At 50.8% G+C, this 23,673-nt stretch carries 18 protein-coding genes and 3 pseudogenes; 7 read left to right on the top strand and 14 right to left on the bottom strand.

Annotation, left to right across the window (positions count from 1 at the left end; translation table 11 throughout):
* Positions 1 to 131 precede the first annotated feature (131 nt).
* Positions 132 to 254 (bottom strand): annotated as a pseudogene (locus ABO04_RS08795) (IS3 family transposase); the annotation flags it as partial.
* Positions 255 to 256: 2 nt separating this feature from the next.
* Between ABO04_RS08795 and ABO04_RS08790 the strand changes: the two are divergent.
* Positions 257 to 361: pseudogene (locus tag ABO04_RS08790) on the top strand (IS481 family transposase); the annotation flags it as partial.
* A gap of 79 nt (positions 362 to 440) precedes the next feature.
* On the opposite strand, the gene ABO04_RS08785 reads toward ABO04_RS08790, so the two are convergent.
* From ABO04_RS08785 to ABO04_RS08755, 7 genes are all read right to left on the bottom strand, one after another.
* Positions 441 to 1,937, bottom strand: coding sequence for an MFS transporter (locus ABO04_RS08785; protein WP_160810283.1), 1,497 nt, complete (start codon positions 1,935 to 1,937; stop codon positions 441 to 443).
* A gap of 169 nt (positions 1,938 to 2,106) precedes the next feature.
* Positions 2,107 to 3,987, bottom strand: a complete 1,881-nt coding sequence (gene asnB / locus ABO04_RS08780; RefSeq protein ID WP_240141489.1) for an asparagine synthase (glutamine-hydrolyzing) — start codon at positions 3,985 to 3,987, stop codon at positions 2,107 to 2,109.
* Entirely contained in the window at positions 3,929 to 5,872 is a 1,944-nt protein-coding gene (locus ABO04_RS08775; protein ID WP_160810281.1) for a pyridoxal-phosphate dependent enzyme, read from the bottom strand. Before ABO04_RS08775 ends, asnB begins: the two co-directional genes overlap by 59 nt.
* An 85-nt stretch (positions 5,873 to 5,957) precedes the next feature.
* Positions 5,958 to 6,635: a class I SAM-dependent methyltransferase gene (locus tag ABO04_RS08770; protein WP_160810280.1), complete on the bottom strand. Its 678-nt coding sequence runs from the start codon at positions 6,633 to 6,635 to the stop codon at positions 5,958 to 5,960.
* Between the two features lie 16 nt (positions 6,636 to 6,651).
* Complete coding sequence (locus ABO04_RS08765; RefSeq protein WP_160810279.1) at positions 6,652 to 8,943, bottom strand: TonB-dependent receptor; 2,292 nt, start codon at positions 8,941 to 8,943, stop codon at positions 6,652 to 6,654.
* 146 nt (positions 8,944 to 9,089) lie between these two features.
* A complete protein-coding gene (locus tag ABO04_RS08760; RefSeq protein WP_160810278.1) occupies positions 9,090 to 9,950 on the bottom strand; it encodes a phosphopantetheine-binding protein in 861 nt (286 codons plus the stop codon).
* Positions 9,951 to 9,973: 23 nt separating this feature from the next.
* Positions 9,974 to 10,207, bottom strand: coding sequence for an MbtH family NRPS accessory protein (locus tag ABO04_RS08755; RefSeq protein WP_160810277.1), 234 nt, complete (start codon positions 10,205 to 10,207; stop codon positions 9,974 to 9,976).
* A 169-nt stretch (positions 10,208 to 10,376) separates the two neighbouring features.
* On the opposite strand from ABO04_RS08755, the gene ABO04_RS08750 reads away from it, so the two are divergent.
* The 5 genes and pseudogenes from ABO04_RS08750 (at position 10,377) to ABO04_RS08730 (ending at position 13,211) form a co-directional block, all read left to right on the top strand.
* A complete protein-coding gene (locus ABO04_RS08750) occupies positions 10,377 to 10,565 on the top strand; it encodes a hypothetical protein (protein ID WP_160810276.1) in 189 nt (62 codons plus the stop codon).
* Between the two features lie 181 nt (positions 10,566 to 10,746).
* Positions 10,747 to 11,238: pseudogene (locus tag ABO04_RS08745) on the top strand (transposase); the annotation flags it as partial.
* Between the two features lie 268 nt (positions 11,239 to 11,506).
* A complete protein-coding gene (locus tag ABO04_RS08740; protein ID WP_205012768.1) occupies positions 11,507 to 11,752 on the top strand; it encodes a hypothetical protein in 246 nt (81 codons plus the stop codon).
* 251 nt (positions 11,753 to 12,003) lie between these two features.
* The gene (locus ABO04_RS08735; protein WP_193565789.1) at positions 12,004 to 12,366 is read left to right on the top strand and encodes a hypothetical protein; all 363 of its coding nucleotides are present in this window, start codon (positions 12,004 to 12,006) and stop codon (positions 12,364 to 12,366) included.
* A 428-nt stretch (positions 12,367 to 12,794) separates the two neighbouring features.
* The gene (locus ABO04_RS08730) at positions 12,795 to 13,211 is read left to right on the top strand and encodes a hypothetical protein (RefSeq protein ID WP_160810274.1); all 417 of its coding nucleotides are present in this window, start codon (positions 12,795 to 12,797) and stop codon (positions 13,209 to 13,211) included.
* Between the two features lie 1,755 nt (positions 13,212 to 14,966).
* Here the strand turns inward: ABO04_RS08730 and ABO04_RS08720 are convergent.
* Positions 14,967 to 15,410 carry a CBS domain-containing protein gene (locus ABO04_RS08720; RefSeq protein ID WP_160810273.1) on the bottom strand — a complete coding sequence of 148 codons (444 nt, stop codon included), beginning with the start codon at positions 15,408 to 15,410 and terminating at the stop codon, positions 14,967 to 14,969.
* A gap of 428 nt (positions 15,411 to 15,838) precedes the next feature.
* On the opposite strand from ABO04_RS08720, the gene ABO04_RS08715 reads away from it, so the two are divergent.
* On the top strand, positions 15,839 to 16,534 hold the full coding sequence (locus tag ABO04_RS08715; RefSeq protein ID WP_160810272.1) for an FAD-dependent oxidoreductase: 696 nt from the start codon (positions 15,839 to 15,841) through the stop codon (positions 16,532 to 16,534).
* Between the two features lie 147 nt (positions 16,535 to 16,681).
* Here ABO04_RS08715 and sucD read toward each other — a convergent pair whose 3' ends face one another.
* From sucD to pgi, 5 genes are all read right to left on the bottom strand, one after another.
* Positions 16,682 to 17,569, bottom strand: coding sequence for a succinate--CoA ligase subunit alpha (sucD, locus tag ABO04_RS08710; protein WP_160810271.1), 888 nt, complete (start codon positions 17,567 to 17,569; stop codon positions 16,682 to 16,684).
* 28 nt (positions 17,570 to 17,597) lie between these two features.
* On the bottom strand, positions 17,598 to 18,770 hold the full coding sequence (locus ABO04_RS08705) for a malate--CoA ligase subunit beta (protein WP_160810270.1): 1,173 nt from the start codon (positions 18,768 to 18,770) through the stop codon (positions 17,598 to 17,600).
* A gap of 283 nt (positions 18,771 to 19,053) precedes the next feature.
* Complete coding sequence (locus ABO04_RS08700; RefSeq protein WP_160810269.1) at positions 19,054 to 20,004, bottom strand: CoA ester lyase; 951 nt, start codon at positions 20,002 to 20,004, stop codon at positions 19,054 to 19,056.
* Between the two features lie 408 nt (positions 20,005 to 20,412).
* A complete protein-coding gene (glgA, locus tag ABO04_RS08695; protein WP_160810268.1) occupies positions 20,413 to 21,897 on the bottom strand; it encodes a glycogen synthase GlgA in 1,485 nt (494 codons plus the stop codon).
* 113 nt (positions 21,898 to 22,010) lie between these two features.
* Entirely contained in the window at positions 22,011 to 23,645 is a 1,635-nt protein-coding gene (gene pgi, locus ABO04_RS08690; protein WP_160810267.1) for a glucose-6-phosphate isomerase, read from the bottom strand.
* Positions 23,646 to 23,673 lie beyond the last annotated feature (28 nt).

The raw sequence follows: 23,673 nt of genomic DNA, 5'->3' as shown, positions 1-23,673 counted from the left end.
TCAGGTCACAAGCTGGGCCCGGCATGCTCGGGGAACGCCAAAACCGATCGACAGGTCAATGCAAAGGCAATTTAGCCAATCCCAGCACGGGTCAGATCGGAGCGACGTTCTAAACGTATTGTGGACTGAGTGTCCCAGCAGTTACCTCGGCGGCTCATGCTGCCAATAAAACCATCTGCTTTCAGCAGATTGCAGTATGCTTTGCTGGCATACTGCGACCCACGATCCGAATGTACAATCAGACTTGGCGGTGGTTCAGTTGAAGGCCCGTCTCCATAGCTTTGTGATGGCTTATAACTTTGCCAAAAGACTAAAAACTCTCAAGGGCCTAACGCCCTATGAATACATCTGCAAAATCTAGACAAATGAGCCAGATCGTTTTATCTTTGACCCATTCCAGCACACTGTGGGACTAAACATCTAAGCGCGTCTGCCGCAACTCAAGATGTGCGGCAGGAAATCATTGCCGCCGCCAGCACGATCAGCATCGACGTTGCGGCAATGAATTGCATGCTGACGGTAAATGCGTACCGTGAGGCGGCAAGCAACTCGATCCTTGCGGGCTCAAGTAATTCGTCAGCAATGGCGATCGCCGCGCTCAGGGAATCATTTGCGTATGCGAGAGCGCCTTCCGGCACGCCCGATAATGACTCAGGCGGAAACTCCATGCGGTAGATCAGGCTAGCGAGGCTGCCCAACAGGGCGATGCCCAGCGCACCACTGAGTTCGGAGCCTGTCTCGGACAAGGCTGCCGCAGCTCCCGCCCGCTCCGAAGGGGCTTGAGCGATGATCAGCTCGACGCTGAAGGTGAACAGCGGTGTCAGCCCCAGCGCCAATATCACTGTCCCAGTGATAATTACTTCCTTGTCAGACGAACCACCCACTTGCGTCAACAGGGCAAATCCCAATGCCGACAGCAGCAGGCCACAGGTGGTGATGAGGCGGGGATGCCAGTAGCGTGCGATGCGCGGCGCTGTGACGGAACCAATCATGAAGGCACCTCCCCAGGGCGCAAGCCAGCAGGCAGCCGTGAATGGCGAAAGATCGAGCACTAGTTGCAAGTACTGAGTCAGAAGGATTGAGAGTCCAAACAACACAAAGAAGCCGAATGCGTAGCTGAGCATGGCCGCGGAAAAGCCAGATCTGCTGAACAGCTGTAGATCCACCATGGGATAGGCCAGTCGCGTCTGACGATGCAGAAATACTCCGGCCAGCGCCACACCAACGACCAGCGACAAAACAGGCGACCAGCTCAAGCCTTGTACTGCCCCCTCTTTCATACCGTACACAACAGCCAGTACGGCGCCTAGCGATAACAGTACGCTACACAGGTCGACACGGCCCGGGGCCGGATCGCGATATTCAGGCAGCAACCAGGGACCCAGTACCAACAACAGCAACATCGCAGGTACGGAAATGAGAAATACCGAGCTCCAATGAAAATGTGTAATCAGTATCCCGCCAAGCAAGGGGCCAATCACCGCTCCGGCCGAGAAGCTAGCCATCCAGATGCCGATAGCTGTCGTCCGTTCGTTCTTGTTGTGAAACATGTTGCGAATCAACGAGAGCGTGGACGGTGCCAGCGCTGCGCCAGCCACTCCGAGCAAGGCGCGAAGAAGAATCAAGGCACCGGCACTTTTGACCAGTGCAACGAGGATCGAGACGATGCCAAAAGCCGCTGCACCAATCAGCAACAGTCGCCGTCGCCCGATGCGGTCGCCGATAGTACCCATGGTGATCAGGGAGCCGGCAACCATGAAGCCATAAATATCCACCATCCATAGCATCTGTGCGTTAGTGGCGTACAACGCTGCACTGATGGTCGGCAGTGCCAAGGTCATGATTGTCAGATCCATGGAGTACAGCAGACATGGCAGGGTGATCACTGCTAAACCGATCCATTCGCGCCGCGTGGCCTTGGCCGCTATGCTGGACACGGAATAGTCAGCTTGGGCGGCCACCTCTGGTAAAGCTTGACTGCCAGAAGCTCAGTCTCGACTTGCCGTCGGTGCCGTAATCCGCATAAGAATAACGCAGACATCACTGACATCAGATCGAGCCGGCCTTTCCGGGTGCCCCCATTTACGCTGAATTGAGTGATATTCATTACTGGTGTGGCGGCTGTTCTTTGCGACTTAGGTAAGACGAGTGGCGGCGTGCGATGACATCCATGCCGTGCAGGCGATAGAAGATGTCATAGCCGTGGCTCCCTCGCTCGCGCCAAGCCCGTCGGAGATAGGCCATGTCAAAGAGCCCAAGCTTATCAAGGCCGCTATCCGACTCCAACGAACTCTCCATCCGCACCTCAAATTCGGGCGACGCATATACCATCTGCGGCACTGGAAAGCCGATCTTCTTTCGGCTCGAGATTGCGCCAGGGAGCCAGGGCGACATCGCCTGCTTGAAGATCCATTTTTCCGAATCTTCATAGTGCTTAAGCCTCGGTAGAAAGGAAAACGCACTTTGAATGACCTGCTGGTCGGCTAGTGGATTTCTGACTTCAATGCTGTGCGCCATGCTGGCCATGTCTATTTGACGATATTCGGAGACTACGCACTCGCCGTGATAATCGAGCAGGCAGATGAGCTGTTGACTGTCCTGCGTATCATGCGCGTACAGATCGAGATAGGGTTGCACGGCGGAGATGAAGGCGGCGCGGGCATCGACCTCGGGCATCAGTTGCCCGAGGTCAATATCTCCCACCGCATTGAAATAATCGAAATAGGCACCTGCCAACAGCCTCGAGGGGGTGGTTTTCAGCCTGTGTCCATGGCTGTAACCATCGAATACCTCATCCGGACCGCTGCCACAAAACGCCACGCGATGACCGTCGCCGGCGATTTGCTCGAACAGCATGAACAGACAGACCGCCTCGGGCGCACCGTTCGGTTCGCAGCACAGCGACCACCAGCGATCCATGGCCTCGCAATAGGTCTGGCTCGTCACCTCGATTTCCCGGTGCTCCGTGCCGAAGGCCTCGGCCACCAGCCGAGAGTAGCTGAACTCGTTATGCATGATGGCACCTGTCCTCAACCCAGATTCGGGAAAGCCGATAGCATAGGTGTGTAGTTCCAAGCCCTGGCTCCTAGCTCGGGCTACCACGCTGGACGAATCAATGCCGCCGCTTAATAAATAGGCATACGGAACCTCCAGGTCAAAACAGCGCGTGCAGCCTGCAGCCACTGCGTCCCGAATACGTTCAGTGACTGCGGTGACATCCTGTTGCGATTCATCACGTATGACGATCTTGTGATAGCGCCGATGACGCGGGCGTTCACCCTGCTCTACGACCAGGTAACATCCAGCCTCAAGCTTCTTGATTTCACGGATATGAGTATGAGGGCCAAACACGAACATGATGCCAGCGGCCTGGGCCAAACCTTCGCGGTCCCAGCTGAAGTTGAGATGCGGAACACGCAAAATGGTCTCAATATCCGAGGCAAAATACAGTTCGTCTCCGGTCCCAAGCGTGTAGTACAGTGGCTTTTGTCCCGTTGGATCCACAGCCAGCAGCGTTCGTCTGGCCCACCGATCGTGCAGACAGAAGGCAAACATGCCCTCGAGCATACTTAGCATGTCCAGGCCATGACGTTGGTAGATGGCGAGCAGGCTCTCGGCATCCGATTTGGTACGGAAGTGATAGTCCGGACACAAGCGCCGCAGATCGATATGATTGTAGATTTTGCCGTTGAAGGTCAGAGTCAGCATGCCGTCGGCACTCTGCATCGGCATGTCTGCCTCAGAATTACGCATATCGTTCACGCGCAGACGAGTATTGCCCAGTACGACTCGTTCGTCCGCGATCACTGTGCCTCGGCTATCCGGCCCGCGACGTTGCATGGCACCCGTTCGCACCATGTCCTCGACTACCCCAATGCGCAAGGTTGCCGGGGTCTCGCGACCAACGAATCCAGCGATTCCGCACACCTCAAGCCCCCAGTGCCGCAGAGTTTGCAACGGTGGCGTGCTCTGCCTCGGGTGTCTCATAACCCTCGAACAGCGCGGGACGCATCTGCTCGATCCAGCTCAGATACAGTTCCACCCGATCACAGACGATGATTACAGCACTCTTGCGCTCTGTTTGCTTGGCATCAATGGCTCGCAGGTAGCGCAGTGCAGCTAGATAGGTGGCGCCACTGGAAGGACCTGCCATCACTCCATAGTCACGGATTAGGGCGAGCATGCCATCAAGTGCCTCGCTCGCCGTGATGCCGACCAACTGGTCATACTTTTGTTCCTCAAAGGGGCCAACGTAGAACATCTCATCCATGTGACGGATGCCGGGAATGGCGCTGTCTTTGGTCGAAACGATACCGGACACTTTCAATTTCTCGTTCGCTTCCCGAAGGCGTCGGCTGATACCAATACTGGAACCCGCAGTGCCGACTGGCGCAAAAAAGTAGTCGACCGGGCCAAGATCTTCCAGGATCTCCCGTGCCGTGGTGGCGTAGTGGGTGCAGTCATTGTTGGGATTGCGGTATTGATCGGTATAGAGATAACGATCGCGCTGTTCGCATGCGCGCGCATCGACGTACAGTAAGGCTGCCATGGCATCGGTGGGATCGACATCTCTCGCCATCGGTGAAACCTTGGCGCCCTGTACTACCAGCATGCGGCGCATCTCCTGAATACGGATACGGTTGGTAATGGTTTCGAGGGCGCTGCCATGGATAGATGCCACGGCCTGAAGCGCACGCGCTGCATTGCCGCTCGATAGCTCCAACAGCTGCTTGTTACTGGACTGCAGAGTGCCCAAGTGCGGGCGTAGCATTGCCCATGCCGTCCGATCCTTGATCGAGCCAAACGGGTTGAGATGCTCGAGCTTGGCGTATAAGTCGATATTCGTCAGACTAGTCTTGGCTGGGTTCAATTTCAAGATCGGCGTATTACCGATCAGATCGGTGATCGAATCGGCCACCAATCGTTTCCTGCTAGTGGCCATCTTGGCTGGCTTGTCATCGGCACGACAGATGGTCTCTGTCGAATCGGTGGCTTCCGATTGCCTCAGCAGGCTGAATATCAGCGAGATCAGAGAGAGGCCTGGCCGTTTCTCTGTCTGATATCGGAACCTGAAACCATGCTCGCAGACTCGATTGGGATCAATCATGTCATTGATAATGAAACCCAGGCTATTACAGGGCGCGCTGCGGAAGATGAAGTGCTGGATATTGGTGAACTTCCGCAGATGGCGTAACAAAGGTTGCTTGTCGGCGATCCAGTTCGACACGAACACCAAGTCGCAATCGCTGAAATCGTACTTACTGCCATCAACACAAATCATGCGGACCAGATGGTCCAACCCCACCTTGGCAATCAACTCCGTGGCGAAGGCGGCGGATCTGGCGTGAGGATCCAACACCACCACCTGATAGCCGAGTCGTTGCGCTAACAGCATGGCCGGGAGCGGCAGCGCGCCACCGCCTATGTAGCCAACGCGACAACATTGAGTGGCACCGGGCGGATAAGTAGATTCAGTACAGGAGTGCAGCTGGCCTTCTCGTTCGAGCCAGGTCAGCTCGTCCTCCATCAGGCTCTGGTAAATTTGTCCATGGTAGGCACGATAGATCTTGCCGAAGGTCAGGTTAGATTCCCCTAATAAATTTTCTGCAATCCGGCATTCTTCGAGAACACCGGCGTCGCAGGAAATAGGAAAGACGTCGCGGGCCAGCGCAAGAACGTCCGCGTCAGCGGCGATCACGCTCGCGTCGCTAACCGACACGTCGGAGCTAGCGATGGAGTACAATTTGTAGCGGGCTTGATGAAACTGCGCATTCTCCGGACCACAAGCACCGAATGCGAGTATGCATTCTCCAGCTTCCAGGATGCGCCGTTTCAGATCGACGGTGCTGTCAGATAGATAAATGTTTTTCATAATCGGTAACTCGCTAATCCTGTTTAAGATGATGGGAGTGAAAATGGCACAAGGAGGTGGTCACTAAAGACCTGCGTAGTCCCTTTCATCGTACCTTCTCACAGCGGAAGGCATAGTTGTGGACATACTCCGCGTCGACATGATTAATAACCTTCTGGTACCATGCGCTCGGCTTGGAGAGCGAGGTGTAGCCCTTGGGCACGATGCGCTTGATGCTGGTCTTGAAGCCGGCCCCGATGAAGGCATCCGCGATATCATCTAGGGTGTGCTCCTTGACCTTGATGGCAGCGAAGCGATTGATCGCCGTTCGTATTTCGGTACCGGCAGCGTCGTTCATGTAGTCTGGGTGTGTGGCGAAATAGATACCACCCGGCTTCAGTGCCCGGTATATCTGTTGAGCATGGTCTCTCAGATCTTCTATCAGATAGATCACCGCCGTGCTGATGGCAATATCGAACCGGTTCTCAAAATCGACCATAGTGTCGGTGGCAATGTATTCGATCGGACGATCACCACATCGCGAACGGGCGACTTCGATCGAACTGCGGGCCAGATCGATGCCAACGGCTTGGCGGAATTTGTGCTCGTCGTACAGCTTGCGCAGGAATCCACCTTGGTTGCAACCAAAATCCAGCAGGATTTTGTCCGTAAGGCTGACGTCAAAGGTCTGCAAGGCAACGCGTTCCCAGAACTCGCCATGCTCGTCCTCCATCGACTGGTCACCAACATCGGGTTCAGTCCACCACTGTTCAATCATTTTCATGAGTTATATCTCCTTTTCATAAGCGGTAAGACAGCGTTAGTAAAAATGTGCGCCGCGGATTGGGGATTAGGGTGTAGTTGTAGACACCGCTCGAGCCGCCGTAGTAGTACTTGGTGTCGAACAGATTGTTGACGTTAAACTGGGCACGCCAGTTACCAGTGTCGTAATAGGCGGTGGTATCCATGCGTACGTAGGCACCCAGTTTGTGGGAATTCGGCAGAGTTGCCTGGCGCGATGAGGCAGCATAAATGCCACCGCCCACACCGAGGCCTTGCAGAGCACCACCGGGTTCGTAGGTCGTCCACAGATTGCCGCTGTGCCGAGGCACATCGGGCAGCTTATCGCCGACCGGGAAGAAGCCATCCGCTTTCACTTTGGCGTGGGTATAGGCATAGCTGGCAATTACCTTCCAGCGCCGTGTCAACTCACCACTGACATCAAGTTCGAAGCCGTGGCTGGATTGACGTCCTGCAAGGATGTTTCGTAAGGGGTCGTTCGGATCGCTGGTCAGAATGTTACGGCGGGTTAGCTGGTAGGCTGCTAGCGTAGCGTTCAGTCGCCGGTCAAAAAAGTTAAATTTGGCACCAATTTCTTTATGGGTACCAACTTCGGCGTTAAACACGCTGGCATCGATGCTTCGTGTAATATTTGGCGAGTGTGACCGACCCACACGGGTGAACAACGCAGTTGTCGGATTTAACTCCCACACCGCACCGACCTGCCAAGACAGCGTCATCTGGTTCGCGCTATTCGTATAACCGCTGCTCTCGGCTTCGTTATGAAAACGATCCAGTCGAAGACCGGCTAACAGCTTCACCGCAGATGTCAGTGTCAAGAGGTCCTGTGCATAAATTCCAATATCGTCTCCCCGGCCCTCATTATAACCTTCGCCCAGAATGATAGGCTCGTGATGAGCAGAACGCATGCCAGGATCAAACAGGTCGAGGATAAAACCCGTTTGGTCGGTATTGTTGAATCCGTTTACGACCTTTCTGTATTCCGTGCCGAACAGCAAGTTGTGCTCAAAGCTCCAGGTATGGACCTGTCCGCGCAACTCAGCTTGAACGGCATGTCCACGAGACCACTCATGGCCATTCATGTAATGGGTAAAGTGTAGCTTATTATCGCCAGTGTACAGGTAGTTGTCAGGAAAGGACTGGGTCGAGTCCTGAGTGGCTCTGTGGTACTGTGCGGCGATCCGAAGACCCCAGGTCTGGCTCAACTGGTGATGGAGGATAGCAGTACCCACGTAAGTCTCGTTGAGTCCGCTATCGCCTGGAAGGTCAGGGTAGTCTCCTTTGCGCAGCCCGAAGTAACGGGTACGGGAGAGGTGGCGGAAGTTCGGCAGATTAGGCAGGCCAAAGTCGAATAAATCCTGGTCGAAGCGATTGTATTCCCCTAGTAACTCGACACTGGTTCTTTCCCCTTGCCAGGATATTGCCGGAGCTAGGGAATATGATTCGAAACTGCCACCATCACGAAAGGTATCGTTGTTCTCGTACGCACCGTTCAATCTCACGGAAAAACCTTTACCCAGGACGTGGTTGATGTCAAAAGTCGGTCGCCATTGTTGGTAATTCCCCCACAGCAGATTGATTGCACCATAATTGTAGTCGAGCGGCCGTTTTGAAACCGTGTTGACTTGGCCACCTAGCGAACCAACACCGCCATAGAGTGTACCGGACGGCCCTTTCATCACTTCGATCCGTTCGATGTTCTGCACATCGCGAGTAACCAGGTTGCCGTTGTATTGGAATCCATCGCGACTGCTGCTGTGGGTAGTGAAACCGCGTATATTGAAGAACATTCCGCGATTTCCACCGTAGTTGGCTTCAGCCTGCACACCGCTGACGTTTTCTAGCAGTTGGCCGGGCTGGCTCACTGCGCGGTCGCGCAACACTTCATGCGGTACCACCTGGATTGAGACGGGGATGTCGCTCAGAGGCAGATCCGTCCTGGTGAGACTGTCAGCGCGGTTAGTAGTGTAGCCGCTCAATTCGGGATTGGCAGAGGCGCCGGTGACAGTCATTTCAGGTAGCTGCTGTACTCTTCCTGCACTTTCCGATGCCTGCACCAAGTATCGACTTTGTTCTGTTTTCTGAGCCTGAAAACCACTGTCCGCCAACAAATAAGTAAGCGCTTCCTCCGCGGTATAGTCGCCTTTCAACGCAGGTGCTATTTGCTCGGATATCCGCTCGGGTTTCTTAATCTGCAGATCCATAACCTGAGCCAACCGGTCTAACGCCTGTGGTAATGGCGCAGCCGGCAAATCAAGTACCGCCGATGCGGCATAGAGCAATGCGCTCATAGTGAGCAGCACAACGGCAAAAATAAATTGAAATAACCCTCTGTACGAGGCGTCAGTAAACCTGATAGATTCTTGTGATCTATTATTCACTTTAAAAACTCTCTTTTAAATATACCTACTTACAAACACAGCTATTTGCTAGCTTTTTATAATTCAAATTCTTCATAGCTCTGGTTACTTCCAATATCATCTTTATTCTGCTCACCTAGCCACTGAACGACTTCAATAGTCTCTGCCAGCGCTTCTATTGTCATTTCCTCAAATAAGGTATGAAGCGATATTTTGATTTGAAGTGCGGCTTGAATCCTCGATGCCATCTGCATTACCAACAAAGAATGACCGCCGAGCTCGAAGAAGTTGTCGTGAATACCGACTTTCTCAACACCAAGCACTTCAGCCCAGATCTCAGCCAGGATTGCTTCAGTCGGATTGCGCGATGCAACATATTCACGTGTCAGCTGATGATCGATATCGGGAGCAGGCAAGGCTGTGCGATCCAGCTTGCCATTGGGTGTCAGAGGAAAATGGTCAAGAAACACAAATGCTGACGGAACCATGTAATCCGGCAGACTGGTTTTAAGATGAGTGCGAAGTACTTCAATATCCAGTACCGATTCAGTGCTCACAACATAAGCCACCAGCTGTTTATCTTCCGGGTTGTCTTCACGTACGATGACGACCGCTTCTTCGATTCCTTCATGCTGCAATAACGCTGCTTCGATCTCACCCAGCTCGATCCGGAATCCACCAATCTTCACCTGATGATCAGTACGCCCCAGATATTCAATATTCCCATCCGCACGATAACGTACCAGATCACCCGTACGATACAGCCGCTCACCCAGCAGCTGCCTGCTAAATAGATTGGGAATGAACCGCTCCGCTATCAGTGCTGCTCGATTCTGATAGCCTCGAACTAAACCTGCACCACCAATATACAATTCACCCGACACACCGATCGGTTGCAAATTGAAGTGCCTATCCAGAACATATTGAGCCTGAATCATCTTTAACCAGGTAAACCGTGGAATTATCGGGGGTTGATTTGAGATTCTGTCTCAGCCATTTGCTTACGGAGACTCAGTGGGCGCATATCCGTCCATACTTCCTCAATATAGGCAAGGCAATCATCTTTCTTTCCGGATTTGCCTGCAGAATGCCACCCATTCGGTATTTCCTTATACTCAGGCCATATTGAGTACTGTTCTTCATGATTAATGGCTACGTGATAAATTGTTGTATCTTCTTCATTGCTCAAAACCATGGAGCCACCTTTCAGTATTTCAATTGAATATCCTTTTTAGAAGTTAAACCCGGAAATTCATACCGTCAATGTGACAAATTGTCGCGCGACAATTTGTCGCACCTATTGTCAAGCGTAATGAACATGAACCTGAAAACCGCAGTTGATCGCTTATCAGCCTCAGGAAACCATGATGGATAGTGAGCTTTCTGCCTTCGCTCATGCTAACCTGGTGGGTGAGACCGCTACGCACCCGCTTGCCCGCCTGGCTCCGTTGCTCCTCGTTGCAGGGAATGATCATGCGCCTCGTCACGCCTTGCCAGACAGCACGCCAAATGCATACTCGGACGCATCCAACCGCGGTTTCCAGGTTGAATGAAGGATTAGAAAATAGTGTTTTTACATCGTCACCTTTATGCGTTTGTTGTTAATAACAAAAATGAGGATTTATTAGTGCAAAGAAGTAGTAGCTGAGGCGACAACGCTCCTGACCGATGAAAATCAAAAGAGGAGAATGCAGCTAAATCAGGCGCTGGCATACCGGATGAAGTGAAACTGTTGAACTGGCTGAATATCAGAATAAACTGGCACGGCGGGAAGAAAAAGCCAGAACAAACGGCAAAAAACTGGGCTGGAAACCACCTGCACCGCCTGCAGCCGGGCCAACAAACGAAGACTAGATCAATCTGACAAACGAAGCGTCACGCATTATGCCTACCTCTGGCGGTGGATTTGAGCAGGCTTACAATGCCCAAGCGATCGTTGATACAGACAACATGCTGATTATTGCACCGACAATCAAACAAGCTTGTAACGACCGGGAACAGGTCAAGCCGATGCTCGATCGGCTGACAAAATTACCTGCCACACTGAGGAAGATCGAACATTTACTAACCGACAACGGCTTTGCTGGACACAAACTGTACGTACTGCGCAAACAAACTGTCGAACCCATGTTTGGCACTATCAAATCCGCAATGGGATTACGGCAATTCTCACCGCGTGGCCTGGATAAGGTCAAGGGAGAATGGACCTCAGTTTGCCTGGCATGAAATTTGAAACGCATGGCCTCATCATTGCATCTTCAAATGGGAAATCAAACAAAAAACAGAGGGAAAACTGTCAAAAACGACCTCTTTGACACCTTTTTCAACAAAATGCTGTTTCATGTTGTTCAGACAAAAAGCGTGTTGCGCCTTTGGCTCTCCTGGCGTACGGTCCATTTCATTTGTCCAAAATCGTAAAAGTGCGTTGGAGAGATGCCATCATGATCCGGATCAGCCAGGAATCATTTAAACCGTTTGCCAGCAAATACATCTGGTGGAAAAAACACTGGAAGAAGCTGTAGTCATGCCTGAGCATGTGATTACTCAAGCCATGAACATCGGCGACTACGCTGACGTTCAGACCCTTATCTCGCAAGTTGGCGATGAGGCACTTCGCGAAGTCCTGACGCACGCTGAAGCAGGTCAGTTCAACGAACGCTCTTGGGCCTACTGGCACTACCGCCTTGATCTGTCGAGCGTAGATCATGTTCCGCCCTTGCCTGTGCGAAAGTTTGTATGACTGGCAAGTTGGCTGCAGTGGCAGTACAACTTATACAACTTACGGCGATCACCTCTTTGAATACATGCGGCGGACCTGATCATGCCCGCCAATATCTTGAACCTCCCGCAGTACCGAATGCTGCGGGTTAAGGAATCCGACCACGACTACCACGTCACCGCCGAACCGGTGCTCGTGACCTCGGCCTGCCCTCACTGCCAATCCGACCGTCTGACCTTATGAGGCACCCGCAGGTGTTCAAGGACTTGCCCATGCACGGCAAGCGCATGGGTATCTACACCGACACCCAGCGGATACACTGCCAAGTCTGCGGCAAGACCTTCTCGCAGGCGCTGCTAGCCGGGAACCGGATGATGACCGAGCAGCTGGTAAAATGGATCGGGCAGCAGAGCTTGATGCGCACCTTCACAGCACTGGCCGACGAAACCAGTGTGGTCGAAGGGACAATTCGCAACATCTTCTGTGACTACATCAACGAGCTTGAGCAAACCGTCCGTTTCGAGACGCCGAAGTGGATGGGCAACGACGAAATAATCTACATCATCACCAAACCGCGCTGCATCGTCTCGAACATCCAGAACAACATCGGTAATTGTCAACACTCATCCGCATGATCGAGACGGGCGAACTTTGATCCATCTTCAACCCATTTTTACGAATGCCCCTCTTATAATTTAATCACAAAAATTGTTGCCCAAGCTATGCCAAACCATGCCCATTTATGCTTATTTTTAAGTGAGAATTTTGCATGTTTGATCAACATTTCCAACCTCAATCATCATTTTCGCAACGCCACAAAAATGATCTGATTATCAATCATTGATAAAAAAAAATCCCTGCTACCAGGGAGTGGGCAGGGATTTAAGGGCCTATGCTCGTAGGAGGAAACAAGGCTATGAGAAAGTTACGCAACCATACTAACCTCCAGATATTTCTGGAATATGACACAGCCTAAAAATTGGCAGGGGTTGTCCGTCCGGCTTATCCTCCACTCAGGTGCTGAACACACTCTCCTACAGCGGATAGCCCGCGCCCGTCAGCCATGGTTTTTCGGGTATTCCTAGATCGGCAAACTCAACCCTCAGAAGGCGCATTAACCCCGGAAAAATATCGAGAGTTACTCGAAAAGCGCGGAAAGATTATTGTCGATCGAAATGACTGCGTTGCGGGCCAGTTCGTCTCCAAGGAACAGGAAGGAATTATCTTCAACCTGATAGCAATCCGATTCCCGGAAGGGAAAGACCACCCTTATGGCTGGAGCTGGTTCAATCGTCACTTTATGATCAGCAGTTACAAAAATCTGCCGGCCAGCAAGTTTGCCGAAGCCTGCTGCTATATCCCCTCCATGCCGGACAAGAAAGTGAAAGCCCTGCCTGCACCTGCTTTGAGTACTCTTCCCCCGGCTGAAGTGGACATAGCCAGCCCATTGCCGGAAGAGATTCCATTCGCAATATCGTGAGCACAGAAAAACCTGGTTACCAAATAGAAGGCATGAGCGAGAAACTTGTCGCGTGAAGTGGGTAATCCTTTGTGGGATGCCTTAACCGCTCCTGAAAAGTTGCTGGTGACGGAATGGATCGCGATAGATAGACAGAGCCTTGAGTTGTATCACTCAGAGCATGAGGCATTTGCGCCGCTGCAAAGCAGGCATGGACGGATCGGGAATATAGGGTAAGTAAGAACTACTTACTTGCACAAAGAAACCCTCTGTCATAGGAAAAGATGGCCGATGTGCTTGACAGATACAAAAATAAAAACCCGCCGGAAATGAGGGAACCGGCGGGGGTACATCTACTACATTCCCCCTGCCAAAGAAAGCATTTCAGGAGAAATACCTTAACAGGGAGGTAGAGCGAGGAGCAAATAATGACTTCGCACACACATAGTACTGCCCAATGAAAATTATGATCGCAAAAAAAGAGAGGATTTCATTGCTCTTATCTTTGTTATAAAATTTAAATTCGTCCGTTCTGATAAAGAGACTTGTCGGTCTGTCTTGCATTCAGTCTCCAGAATTAATTTACCAAGAGGATGCCTTGAGTAGTACTCAGTTAGCAGATGACTTTAAACAGTGTTTAAAAGAATAATTAAGTGTTGAAGTGATAAATAAAAATCTTGAGCAGATTACTGAAACCAAGTTGAAAACTGCTCAATCATTTTCTGCAAACGGATCACTTACCAGCCTAGTTGGCTACGTTAAAGCACAGTGTAATATTAATGGAGGAAAATCGTTCAATGGCAGCACTTGAGGCGTCAACTTCCTCGGAGGAGGGGCGTTATTTGGTGATGTATATTTATCAAATGCGTCTTCATCTCTGGATGATCTGTACAAAAGAACCACAAGCTTTACTTTCACAGCCACCCCAGACTATACGGTACTTTATTTCCGGGATTCTGAAAATACACTTCTCGGACATTTTCAGTCGGGCTCAGTATTTACTGTGACCGGCACAGGAGGTGGATCGGGCAGCTGGTCATAATCCAGGTGAAATCCATGAGGCGATAATCGGGCTATAACGCTACCCTTGCCGTATTGATCAACCACTGCCCAGACAAACCGAGGTTCATTTTCCCTTGACCTTATTCAGACCACGCAGTGAAAATTGCCGGAAAATTCTGGTTAATTACCGCAAGTTTGTTCTTTTATGCTTATTGAAATATCCGGTATCTGCCCTTAATTCTTGGCGATGGGGAAAGATTATAAACAGGTTCTAAGCCCGCTCACAGGTCAGATCCGATAGTTTATCCAGAGAATATCGGAGAAGGTCGCTTCTTTTTTCTGCTCATCCGGCTGAAGCACGACCGACAACAATGTGTGCCTGACCCCCAGTGAATGGCAATGGTCTTGTCGCCCTCCGCTACATTCATAGTCACGTTTCAGATCGATATATCCACTCCTACCAAGGCCACATGACGTATTGCAGCAGCATATACAGCATTGTTCCGGTTCATCACCACTGATAGGCAGATCCAGCACCTTGTTTAGCCTGGTCAGTATAATTAAAGAAAGAAACTTTATTCGTCCAATTATGTTAATGCGATGCCGTCGCTCATAACATCAAAGTTGGGCTAGCCTATCAAACGTTGCAAGCTGCCACATCGATTTACTGATGACAAGAATTTCCAAGCTCATACGAGAGAAAGGCTTAATTAAATACATCGGGCAGTATTTTAAGCAATGCTTTCATTGCTTTGATGTGTAAAAATCTTCCTGTCAAATTTTTCCTGGCGTATCGTAAATGTAACGCTCAAGCTGATGAATGACAAACTGACATTGAGAAATAGCGTCTTTGACCAAGTCTCCGATTGAAAGCAGGCCGACAACCTTATCATCGTCTATAACGGGTAAATGCCGAACGCGCATTTCTGTAATCAGAGCCATACAATCTTCATTGGTATCACTCAGTCTGACATAAAACACTTTGCGGGTCATAATTTCCTTTACCAGCGTATCTTTTACCGGTTTATCCAATAAATATGCTTTTCTGGAAAAATCACGTTCTGTAAAAATACCGACCAATTGCCCGCCGCTCATAACCAGTAGCGCACCAATATTATTGGCAGCCATTCTCTGCATAGCACTCAGTACTGAATCTTCCGAATCAATAGTCACTACAGTATGTCCCTTTTCCTGTAGCAGATGTTTAACAGTTTTCATGGTAATTTCCTTCTTGTTGTGATTGATCTGATCCGGCAAAATCTCAACACTGTCTGCTCTGAGTATGTCAAACGGCATTCTGACATCGACAAGTTCAGTCTGAACGAATTCCAGGCATTGTGTAGCCTGATCAAAAGTGGATAGCCCCAATATCCCACTTGCTCTGTTATGGTAACGGTTTACTGGTACAAAGAAAATCGAATAACTGCATCAGAACAATCATGCTCAAAAGTGCTTAAAATCAGGATTTAGATAGGGTAAGAGGTTTATGATTCTGATCATAAATAATAGAAAGCGCTGCCTCTTCAATTATCCATCACTTTTCGAACATTCGGGATTCCCGGGTTAGCAGACAAAAGAAACATCAACTACGGGATATTTTCTTGATCAGGCCGGTATTCAAATTTTACAGGAGGTTAAATTCGATCATGCCAACCAGTTACGATGTCATGTTATTGCAAAAAAAAGAGATAGCCGAAGGAACCATGGAGTTTACCCTGGAAAAGCCGAAGGGCTTTGAATACCGTGCCGGTCAATATGGCGATCTGGTATTACCGCCTTCAACCGGATTGGATGACAGTAATAACAAACATGGTTTTTCATTTGTCAGTGCCCCATTCGAAAGCACACTGCGTATGGCCACACGCATGCGTGATTCACTCTACAAAAGAGCAGCAGCCAGAGTTCCGGAAGGTGCCATGGTGCAATTGCTTGCGTTGTGGGGTGATTTTACGCTGCAAAAAAACGAAGCTGTTCCGGTGGTGTTCATCACAGGAGGCATCGGCATTACACCGGTGCGCAGCATAATCGCGCAAGCCACGCATGACAGGACAAATCATAAAATCACGCTGATTTATGCCAACCGCACGCTCGCACAGGCAGCTTATATTGACGAGCTCGAACGGCTTGCTGCAGAAAATGAAAACTTCACTTTTGTATCGGTGTATACATCAACTCAGGGTCACGTCAACGCGGATCTCATCAGACAACATGTGCCCGATATTGCCGCGTCGCGCTACTACTTATCCGGACCGGAGAGCATGGTTAAAGCCATGCGCGCATTGCTGCTTGAAATTGGTGCTGATGAAGACAACATCAGGACAGAGGAGTTTGAGGGGTATTGATCCGGGTGGGACTAAACAGTTCACGGCGACTTTACCGGGCCACACGAACTCTCAATTCGCTTTTAATGACACAACATAGGCGCTGCTGTCATTAAAAGCGAGGAAATTCAGGCAGAATGCCAACCAAGTAGAAATATCTCAACCAGACTAGAGTCCAGCCAGAACTTGTGCAACGGTTTCGCCCATCAACGATGGCGTCGGACAGATGGTGACCCCCAGTTCTTTCAGTCGCTCCACTTTCTCTGCCGCACTTTCACCTGCTGAGGAGATGATTGCCCCGGCATGCCCCATTCTTCTTCCAGGGGGCGCCGTTAATCCGGCAATGTAGGCAACCAGTGGCTTGCTCATGTTTTCTTTGGCAAACACCCCTGCTTCCACTTCCATCGGACCACCAATTTCACCAATCATCATCGCGACTCTGGTTTCCGGATCCTCTTCCAGTTTCTCCAGAATATCCCGATGCGAGCTGCCGATGATCGGATCTCCACCAATGCCGACTGAAGTGGAAATACCGATATTCAGTCGCCGCATCTGGTCAGCTGCTTCATAACCCAATGTACCGGAACGGCCTACCACGCCGACGATTCCACGGCTGTAAATATGCCCCGGCATGATGCCAAGCATCGAACGTCCGGGACTGATAGTGCCTGAACAATTGGGACCGGTCAGTACCATTCGGTTTTTCTTTGGGAAAAGACGCAGAAAATTCTTGACCGTCATCATGTCCTGGGTCGGAATGCCGTCGGTGATGGATACGCAGTACTTGATACCGGCATCAGCCGCTTCCATGATCGAATCGGCTGCAAATGCTGGTGGTACAAATACGATACTGGCTTCCGCGCCAGCCTGTTCGACGGCTTCCTGTACGGTATTAAATACCGGTAGTCCCAGGTGTTTCTGCCCTCCTTTACCGGGTGTTACGCCACCTACCACATTAGAGCCATAGTCGATCATTTCCTGAGCGTGGAAAGTGCCGATCCGGCCGGTAAAACCCTGTACGATGATCCGCGTCCGCTCATTGATGAGAATTGCCACTTTTCTGTTCCCCTTTCTGATTTGTTATTCAGGCTACGGCCTGGTTGCGTGCATGTACTGCTTTCTCGGCAGCTTCTGCCAGGGTTTCTGCAGTAATGATGGGCAGTCCACTGTCAGCGATAATGCGGCGGCCTTCTTCCACATTGGTGCCGGACAGGCGTACAACCAGAGGAATGGTTGTTCCGATATTCCGCACCGCCTGGACGACCCCTTCGGCGATCCAGTCACAGCGGTTGATACCGGCAAAGATATTGACCAGCATGGCCTTTACATTGCTGTCTGCCAGCACCAGTCGGAATGCTTTTTCAGTCCGTTCAGCAGAAGCGCCACCACCGACATCCAGGAAATTGGCGGGTTCGCCGCCGGCCAGCTTAATCATATCCATGGTGGCCATGGCAAGCCCGGCACCATTGATCATGCAACCAATATCTCCGTCCAGTCCGACATAGCTGAGACCTGCTTCTGCCGCAGCGATTTCGCGTGGATCAATCTGCGTGTTATCGCGCAACTCAGAAATCCGGTGGCGCCGGAACAATGCATTTTCATCGAAGCTCATCTTCGCATCCAGCGCGAACAATTCATTATTGCTGGTCACCACCAGCGGGTTGATTTCAAGAATATTGGCATCCAGATCCCGCAGTGCCCGGTAACAACCCCTGATGGTCCTGATAGTGTGATTAAGCAGTTCGCCATTCAATCCCAAGGCAAAAGCCATAGTTCTTGCCTGAAAATCCTGCAAACCGACAGCCGGTTCGATATGGATTTTCTTAATGGCATCCGGATTCGTGGTGGCCAGCGTTTCAATATCCATTCCTCCCTGAGCGGAACCCACCATGACGATACGTTCATGACTGCGATCCATCATGAAAGCGAGATACACTTCCCGGGCAATATCAGTACCGGCTTCGATATACAGCTTCAAACAGAGCTTGCCTGCCGGACCGGTCTGGTGTGTCACCAGTTTTTTCCCCAACAGTGCTTCAGCTGCCGCTTCGATTTCTTCGTGTGACCGGCATACTTTGATAGCGCCTGCCTTACCGCGTGCCCCGGAATGAATTTGTGCCTTGACGACCCAGACATTACCACCGATTTCCCGACTGCGTTGCACAGCTTCTTCCACCGTATACGCCAATCCGCCCTCGGCCAGTTTGATCCCGTATTCAGCCAGGATTTCCTTGGCCTGATATTCATGAATATCCAATATCTTCTCCCTTGAGTTTTATGGAATGGTTGGGTTTAAGGGAAACTCTGAAAAATATGCGAATAACAGCCAGATAAAGCGCAATTAACCGAAAAAGTACAATTCACACAGGTTGTAGCGCACTTCATGATTTCAGTGCAATTATTTTTCGGAGCTCCCCTGGAATCTGTACAGGATCCCGGTCAGGAAGACTATGCAAGGCAGAGTTGAACAAGCATATTTCGGGCTCTCAAATAATGCCATATGCGCCTCTTCAGCGGGATCCTGAACGGTTCTCAAATGCTTATCTGCTTTTGGCAGCAATCGCTTCTGCCATTTTAACGATGTTATTTGCCATCCGTTCCGACGCGGCGTCGATCAGCTTTCCATCCAGCGCTGCTGCACCTTTTCCCTGAGCAGCCGCTTCCTTCATAGCTGCCAGTATTCGTTTGGCCTTGTCGATCTCGGCTGCCGGCGGGGTAAAGACTTCATTGGCCAACGCAACCTGGGAGGGGTGAATTGCCCATTTCCCTTCACAACCCAGTGCTGCAGCCCGTTTAGCTGCCAGTTTGAATCCTTCCGGATCCTGGATGTCACCGAAGGGGCCGTCGATAGGTCGCAGACCAAACGCGCGGCAGGCAACAGTCATTCTGCTGATAGCAGCGTGCCATTGATCACCTGGATAATCTGGGTTCAGTCCTCCAATATTAGTCGTGCGGGCGCGGTTGCTGGCGGCGTAATCAGCTACGCCGAAATGCAGTGCTTCCAGGCGCCCCACAGTTCCTCTACGAGCAATATCTTCAACATTGGCCATACCCAATGCAGTTTCAATCAGTGCTTCCACTCCGATCCGGTTTTTCAGCCCCTGTTGCATTTCAAGCTGACTGAGCATGGCTTCCACCATGTAGACATCCTCATAAACACCGACCTTGGGGATCAACAGCGTATCAATCTTGTGGCCGGCCTGTTCAACCAGATCAACCACATCACGCACCATGTACTGAGTATCCAGACCGTTGATGCGTACCGAAAGAGTGACACCATGCCCTCTCCAGTCCAGATCGTTAATCGCCTGGATGATATTTTTCCGCGCCTGAAGCTTGTCATCCGGTGCAACTGCATCTTCCAGATCTAAAAATATGAAATCCACACCGCTTTTCAGTGCTTTCTCAAACATTTCAGGGCGGGAACCGGGAACAGCCAGTTCGCAGCGTTGTACACGCGGTGTTTTGCTTTCATACAAGGTATGACTCATGCTTCCTCCAACAGATTAAATACAATGTTATTGTGTAAATAGTAAATGCAGGTGCGCTGTGCGCAAATGTCACAGCCAGCCATAAAATTGTCAGGTGTGTGAAATTCAAACCGGAAATAAACTATTCCCCGGAGGGGTAAAATCAGATACACAGAACTGATATTTTTGAGCAATTTAACAGCATTATCCGCCAGATCAGCGAAATTATCCTGAACTTGACAGCCGGATACACTTGTCAACTAACGTGCTCGCCCAGTCGGAGTAGTGAAAATTGATGTTCACGTGGACGTTGGAACGATCGGAAGCGGTTCACTGACAGATGCGGAATTATAGCACTGGCGCTGATTCGGTTTTAAGGAACCTCTGATTCAATCCTGATCTTTACAATATGCCGGCCAGCCTGTTTTGCTACATGAGCAGTGAATAAATAGATTGATACGCCGAAGCGCTTGCCTGCCAGCTGAAATCTTTTTGCATACCACTGCGCTGCAGTTTTTTCCAGAGCCCGGCATCGCAATAAGCATTAACTGCACGCCCGATTGCCTCCATGAAGGCGCTAGTGGTCATCTCGTGAAAATGGAAGCCGCTCGCACTTTTTCTGGCCAGCGTTTCAGGCGTCAGATCCACCACTGTATCCATCAACCCCCCGGTAGCATGTACAACAGGCGGGGTACCGTAGTGCTGACTGTACATCTGATTCAAACCACAGGGTTCAAAACGGGAAGGCATCAGAAAACAATCCGCACCGGCAGTAATCCGATGCGAGAGCGCTTCGTCGTAGTCGATGCGGACAGCGATTCTGGCGGGATCAGTTTGCGCAAGCAAAATAAGCTGTTCCTCCAGCGATGGATCTCCTTTTCCCAGCAACACCAGCTGGGCAGGAAAATTCGTCAACGCAGATGCAGCCTGCAGCAGAATATCGTAACCCTTCTGGTAACTGAGGCGGCTGATCCCGGCAAACAGCGGAATCGTCCCGTTTTCTTCCAACCCCATCTCCCGTTGCAGAACAAGCTTGTTGACTTTTTTGGCGGATAGGAAAGTGCGACTTGAATATTTTTTGACGATGTACGGATCAGTCGCCGGATTCCAGACGGCAGTATCGATACCATTGATGATTCCGGTGATATCGTCACTGCGTTTGGCCAGAAGCCCCTGCAAACCAAATCCCAACGGCTCGTGCTGGATTTCCCGGGCATAACCGGGGCTGACTGTGGAAATATGGTCGGCGTAATAGATTCCCGCCTTGAGGAATGACAGATTACCGTAGTATTCGACCCCCTCCACACTGAAACTCTCCGCTGGCAATCCAAGCTTTGCAACCTGATCCGACGGAAATTTTCCCTGAAAAGCCAGATTATGCAGCGCCATCAGGCTGGCTGCTTTCTTTCCCGAATGAAAATGGAGATAAGCCGGAGTAAGCCCACTTTGCCAGTCATTGCAATGGACAATATCCGGCACCCAGGCAAGCGGGCTGGCATCACTGGCAAGGAGCGCTCCCATTTTTGATAACAAGCCGAAGCGCTGTGCATTATCCGGCCAGTCCTTTCCATCCTCGTCCAGATAGATGCCGCCTGGCCGCTGATAGAGTTCCGGACAGTGGATGACGTACAAAGGCACGCTAACGGATTCATTGACCTGTAACCGGGAAGAGAACAATGTGGCCGGAGGGAAGTATGGCAGAAGATTGCATTCCGCCAGTTTACGTTTGTGTTTGATCCCGGACAGCACCGACGGGTAACCGGGCACAAGCAGACGCACATCCGTTTTTAATTCACGCAGTGCGCCAGGCAATGCGGCACTGACATCGCCCAATCCACCGGTTTTGCATAACGGAAACACTTCAGGTGTGACAAACAACACCCGTGGGCTTTTGTGGGAAGAAGATGAAGGCATGGTTTTCAGATTTATCCCGAATTTTTTTATTATATTCCGACTGGAGTAAAAAACAAATTTACCAGCCCTGCCGGATTACCTCTTGAACATTACTGAAAATGGTTCAGGAAACCTCATTGCTGCGCCCGGTAAAAATTGATCAGGCCGTTGGTGGAAGCATCGTGTCCGGTTATCGGTTTATCCAGGGCCAGTTCGGCAAGAATCCTGCCGGCCAGTTGCTTGCCGAGTTCCACGCCCCACTGATCAAATGAGTTGATTTCCCAGATAATGCCCTGGACAAATACTTTGTGCTCATACAGCGCGATCAGCATACCCAGCGTTGCTGGATCGAGTTTTTTGAACAAAATCGAGGTCGTGGCATGATTTCCTGGAAAAGTCCTATGGGGAAGCAGATATTCCACAAGATCAGCGGATAAATTCTGATTTGTCAGCTCGGACCGGACTTCCTGCTCAGTTTTGCCGCGCATGAGTGCTTCGGTTTGTGCGAAAAAATTAGCCAGCAGCATGGGATGATGCCTGGATAACGGGTGATGACATTGGCACGGCGCCAGAAAATCAGCGGTGAACTGCTGAGTACCCTGATGCAGTAATTGATAAAAGGCATGCTGGCCATTGGTGCCGGGCTCACCCCAGATGATCACACCCGTACTGTAATCAACAGCCTCTCCGTTTCGGGTGACATGCTTGCCATTGCTCTCCATTTCCAGTTGTTGCAGATACGCCGGGAAACGATGCATAGACTGATCGTAAGGCAAAATAGCCTGGCTGGTGATATGAAAGAAGTTGATCTGCCAGATACCAATCAAACCCAGCATGACCGGCAGATTCTGCTCGAAAGGCGCAGTCAGAAAATGATTATCCATTGCGCGCGCGCCGGCCAGCAGTGAGCGAAAATGTTCCATTCCCACTGCCAGCGCAATCGGCAGCCCGATGGCTGACCATAATGAATAGCGCCCGCCCACCCAATCCCAGAATTCAAACATATTATCCGGATTGATTCCGAACTGACTGACTGCTTCTCGATTGGTGGAAACAGCGACAAAATGCGCTGCAACCGCTTGCTCATTGCCGCCATTTTCCAGGAACCATCTTCGGGCAGAGCGTGCATTGGTCAGCGTTTCCTGAGTAGTAAACGTTTTGGAGGCGATGATGAACAGCGTAGTGGCAGGATTGAGAGACTGCAAAGTGGTAGATAGATGTGCTCCGTCAAGATTGGAAACACAATGCACCCGCAGCTGTGGAACATGGTAGGGCCTGAGTGCTTCAGTGACCATGACCGGCCCCAGATCAGAACCTCCTATCCCAATATTGACGATATCGGTGATCGGCAGCCCGGAATAACCCCGGTGCGACTGGTTGTGGATTTTCTCAACAAACTGTTCGATCTGTTGCAGGACACGTTTAACTTCCTGTGTGACCTCTTTGCCATCCGAAAAAATCGGCGTGTTTGCACGCAATGCAATATGTAAAACTGGCCGGTTTTCCGTGAAATTGATTTTTTCACCTGCAGCCATCCTGGTGATCCAGTCTGCCAGCCCTTGCTGCTCTGCCAATGCCAGCAAAAGACGGACGGTAGTTGCATCGACGGGCTGCTTGCTGTAATCGAATAACAAATCACCAAATTGCAGCGAAAATTTGTCGAAGCGTTGTGAATCCTCGTTAAACAGTGCACGCAGCGGGCGCTTGGCAATTTTCGTCTGATGTGCACTCAACGCCAGCCAGGCAGGGGATCGGGTCAGTGTGGACATATCTGTTCTCCATAGGATAGGCAGCCAG

This window comes from Nitrosomonas sp. HPC101 (genome assembly GCF_009833125.1).
In the GTDB taxonomy this organism is placed as follows: Bacteria; Pseudomonadota; Gammaproteobacteria; order Burkholderiales; family Nitrosomonadaceae; genus Nitrosomonas.
This window is presented reverse-complemented; position numbering and strand designations above follow the sequence as displayed.

Bases quoted from the DNA above. Each gene is read 5' to 3' on its own strand.
- pgi (WP_160810267.1), bottom strand. From the start codon at position 23,645: ATGTCCACACTGACCCGATCCCCTGCCTGGCTGGCGTTGAGTGCACAT.
- ABO04_RS08750 (WP_160810276.1), top strand. From the start codon at position 10,377: ATGATGGATAGTGAGCTTTCTGCCTTCGCTCATGCTAACCTGGTGGGT.
- ABO04_RS08755 (WP_160810277.1), bottom strand. From the start codon at position 10,207: ATGGTTTTGAGCAATGAAGAAGATACAACAATTTATCACGTAGCCATT.
- ABO04_RS08735 (WP_193565789.1), top strand. From the start codon at position 12,004: ATGCACGGCAAGCGCATGGGTATCTACACCGACACCCAGCGGATACAC.
- ABO04_RS08775 (WP_160810281.1), bottom strand. From the start codon at position 5,872: ATGAAAAACATTTATCTATCTGACAGCACCGTCGATCTGAAACGGCGC.
- ABO04_RS08730 (WP_160810274.1), top strand. From the start codon at position 12,795: ATGGTTTTTCGGGTATTCCTAGATCGGCAAACTCAACCCTCAGAAGGC.
- ABO04_RS08700 (WP_160810269.1), bottom strand. From the start codon at position 20,004: ATGAGTCATACCTTGTATGAAAGCAAAACACCGCGTGTACAACGCTGC.
- ABO04_RS08770 (WP_160810280.1), bottom strand. From the start codon at position 6,635: ATGAAAATGATTGAACAGTGGTGGACTGAACCCGATGTTGGTGACCAG.
- ABO04_RS08720 (WP_160810273.1), bottom strand. From the start codon at position 15,410: ATGAAAACTGTTAAACATCTGCTACAGGAAAAGGGACATACTGTAGTG.
- ABO04_RS08760 (WP_160810278.1), bottom strand. From the start codon at position 9,950: ATGATTCAGGCTCAATATGTTCTGGATAGGCACTTCAATTTGCAACCG.
- ABO04_RS08715 (WP_160810272.1), top strand. From the start codon at position 15,839: ATGCCAACCAGTTACGATGTCATGTTATTGCAAAAAAAAGAGATAGCC.
- ABO04_RS08765 (WP_160810279.1), bottom strand. From the start codon at position 8,943: ATGAGCGCATTGCTCTATGCCGCATCGGCGGTACTTGATTTGCCGGCT.
- glgA (WP_160810268.1), bottom strand. From the start codon at position 21,897: ATGCCTTCATCTTCTTCCCACAAAAGCCCACGGGTGTTGTTTGTCACA.
- asnB (WP_240141489.1), bottom strand. From the start codon at position 3,987: ATGAGACACCCGAGGCAGAGCACGCCACCGTTGCAAACTCTGCGGCAC.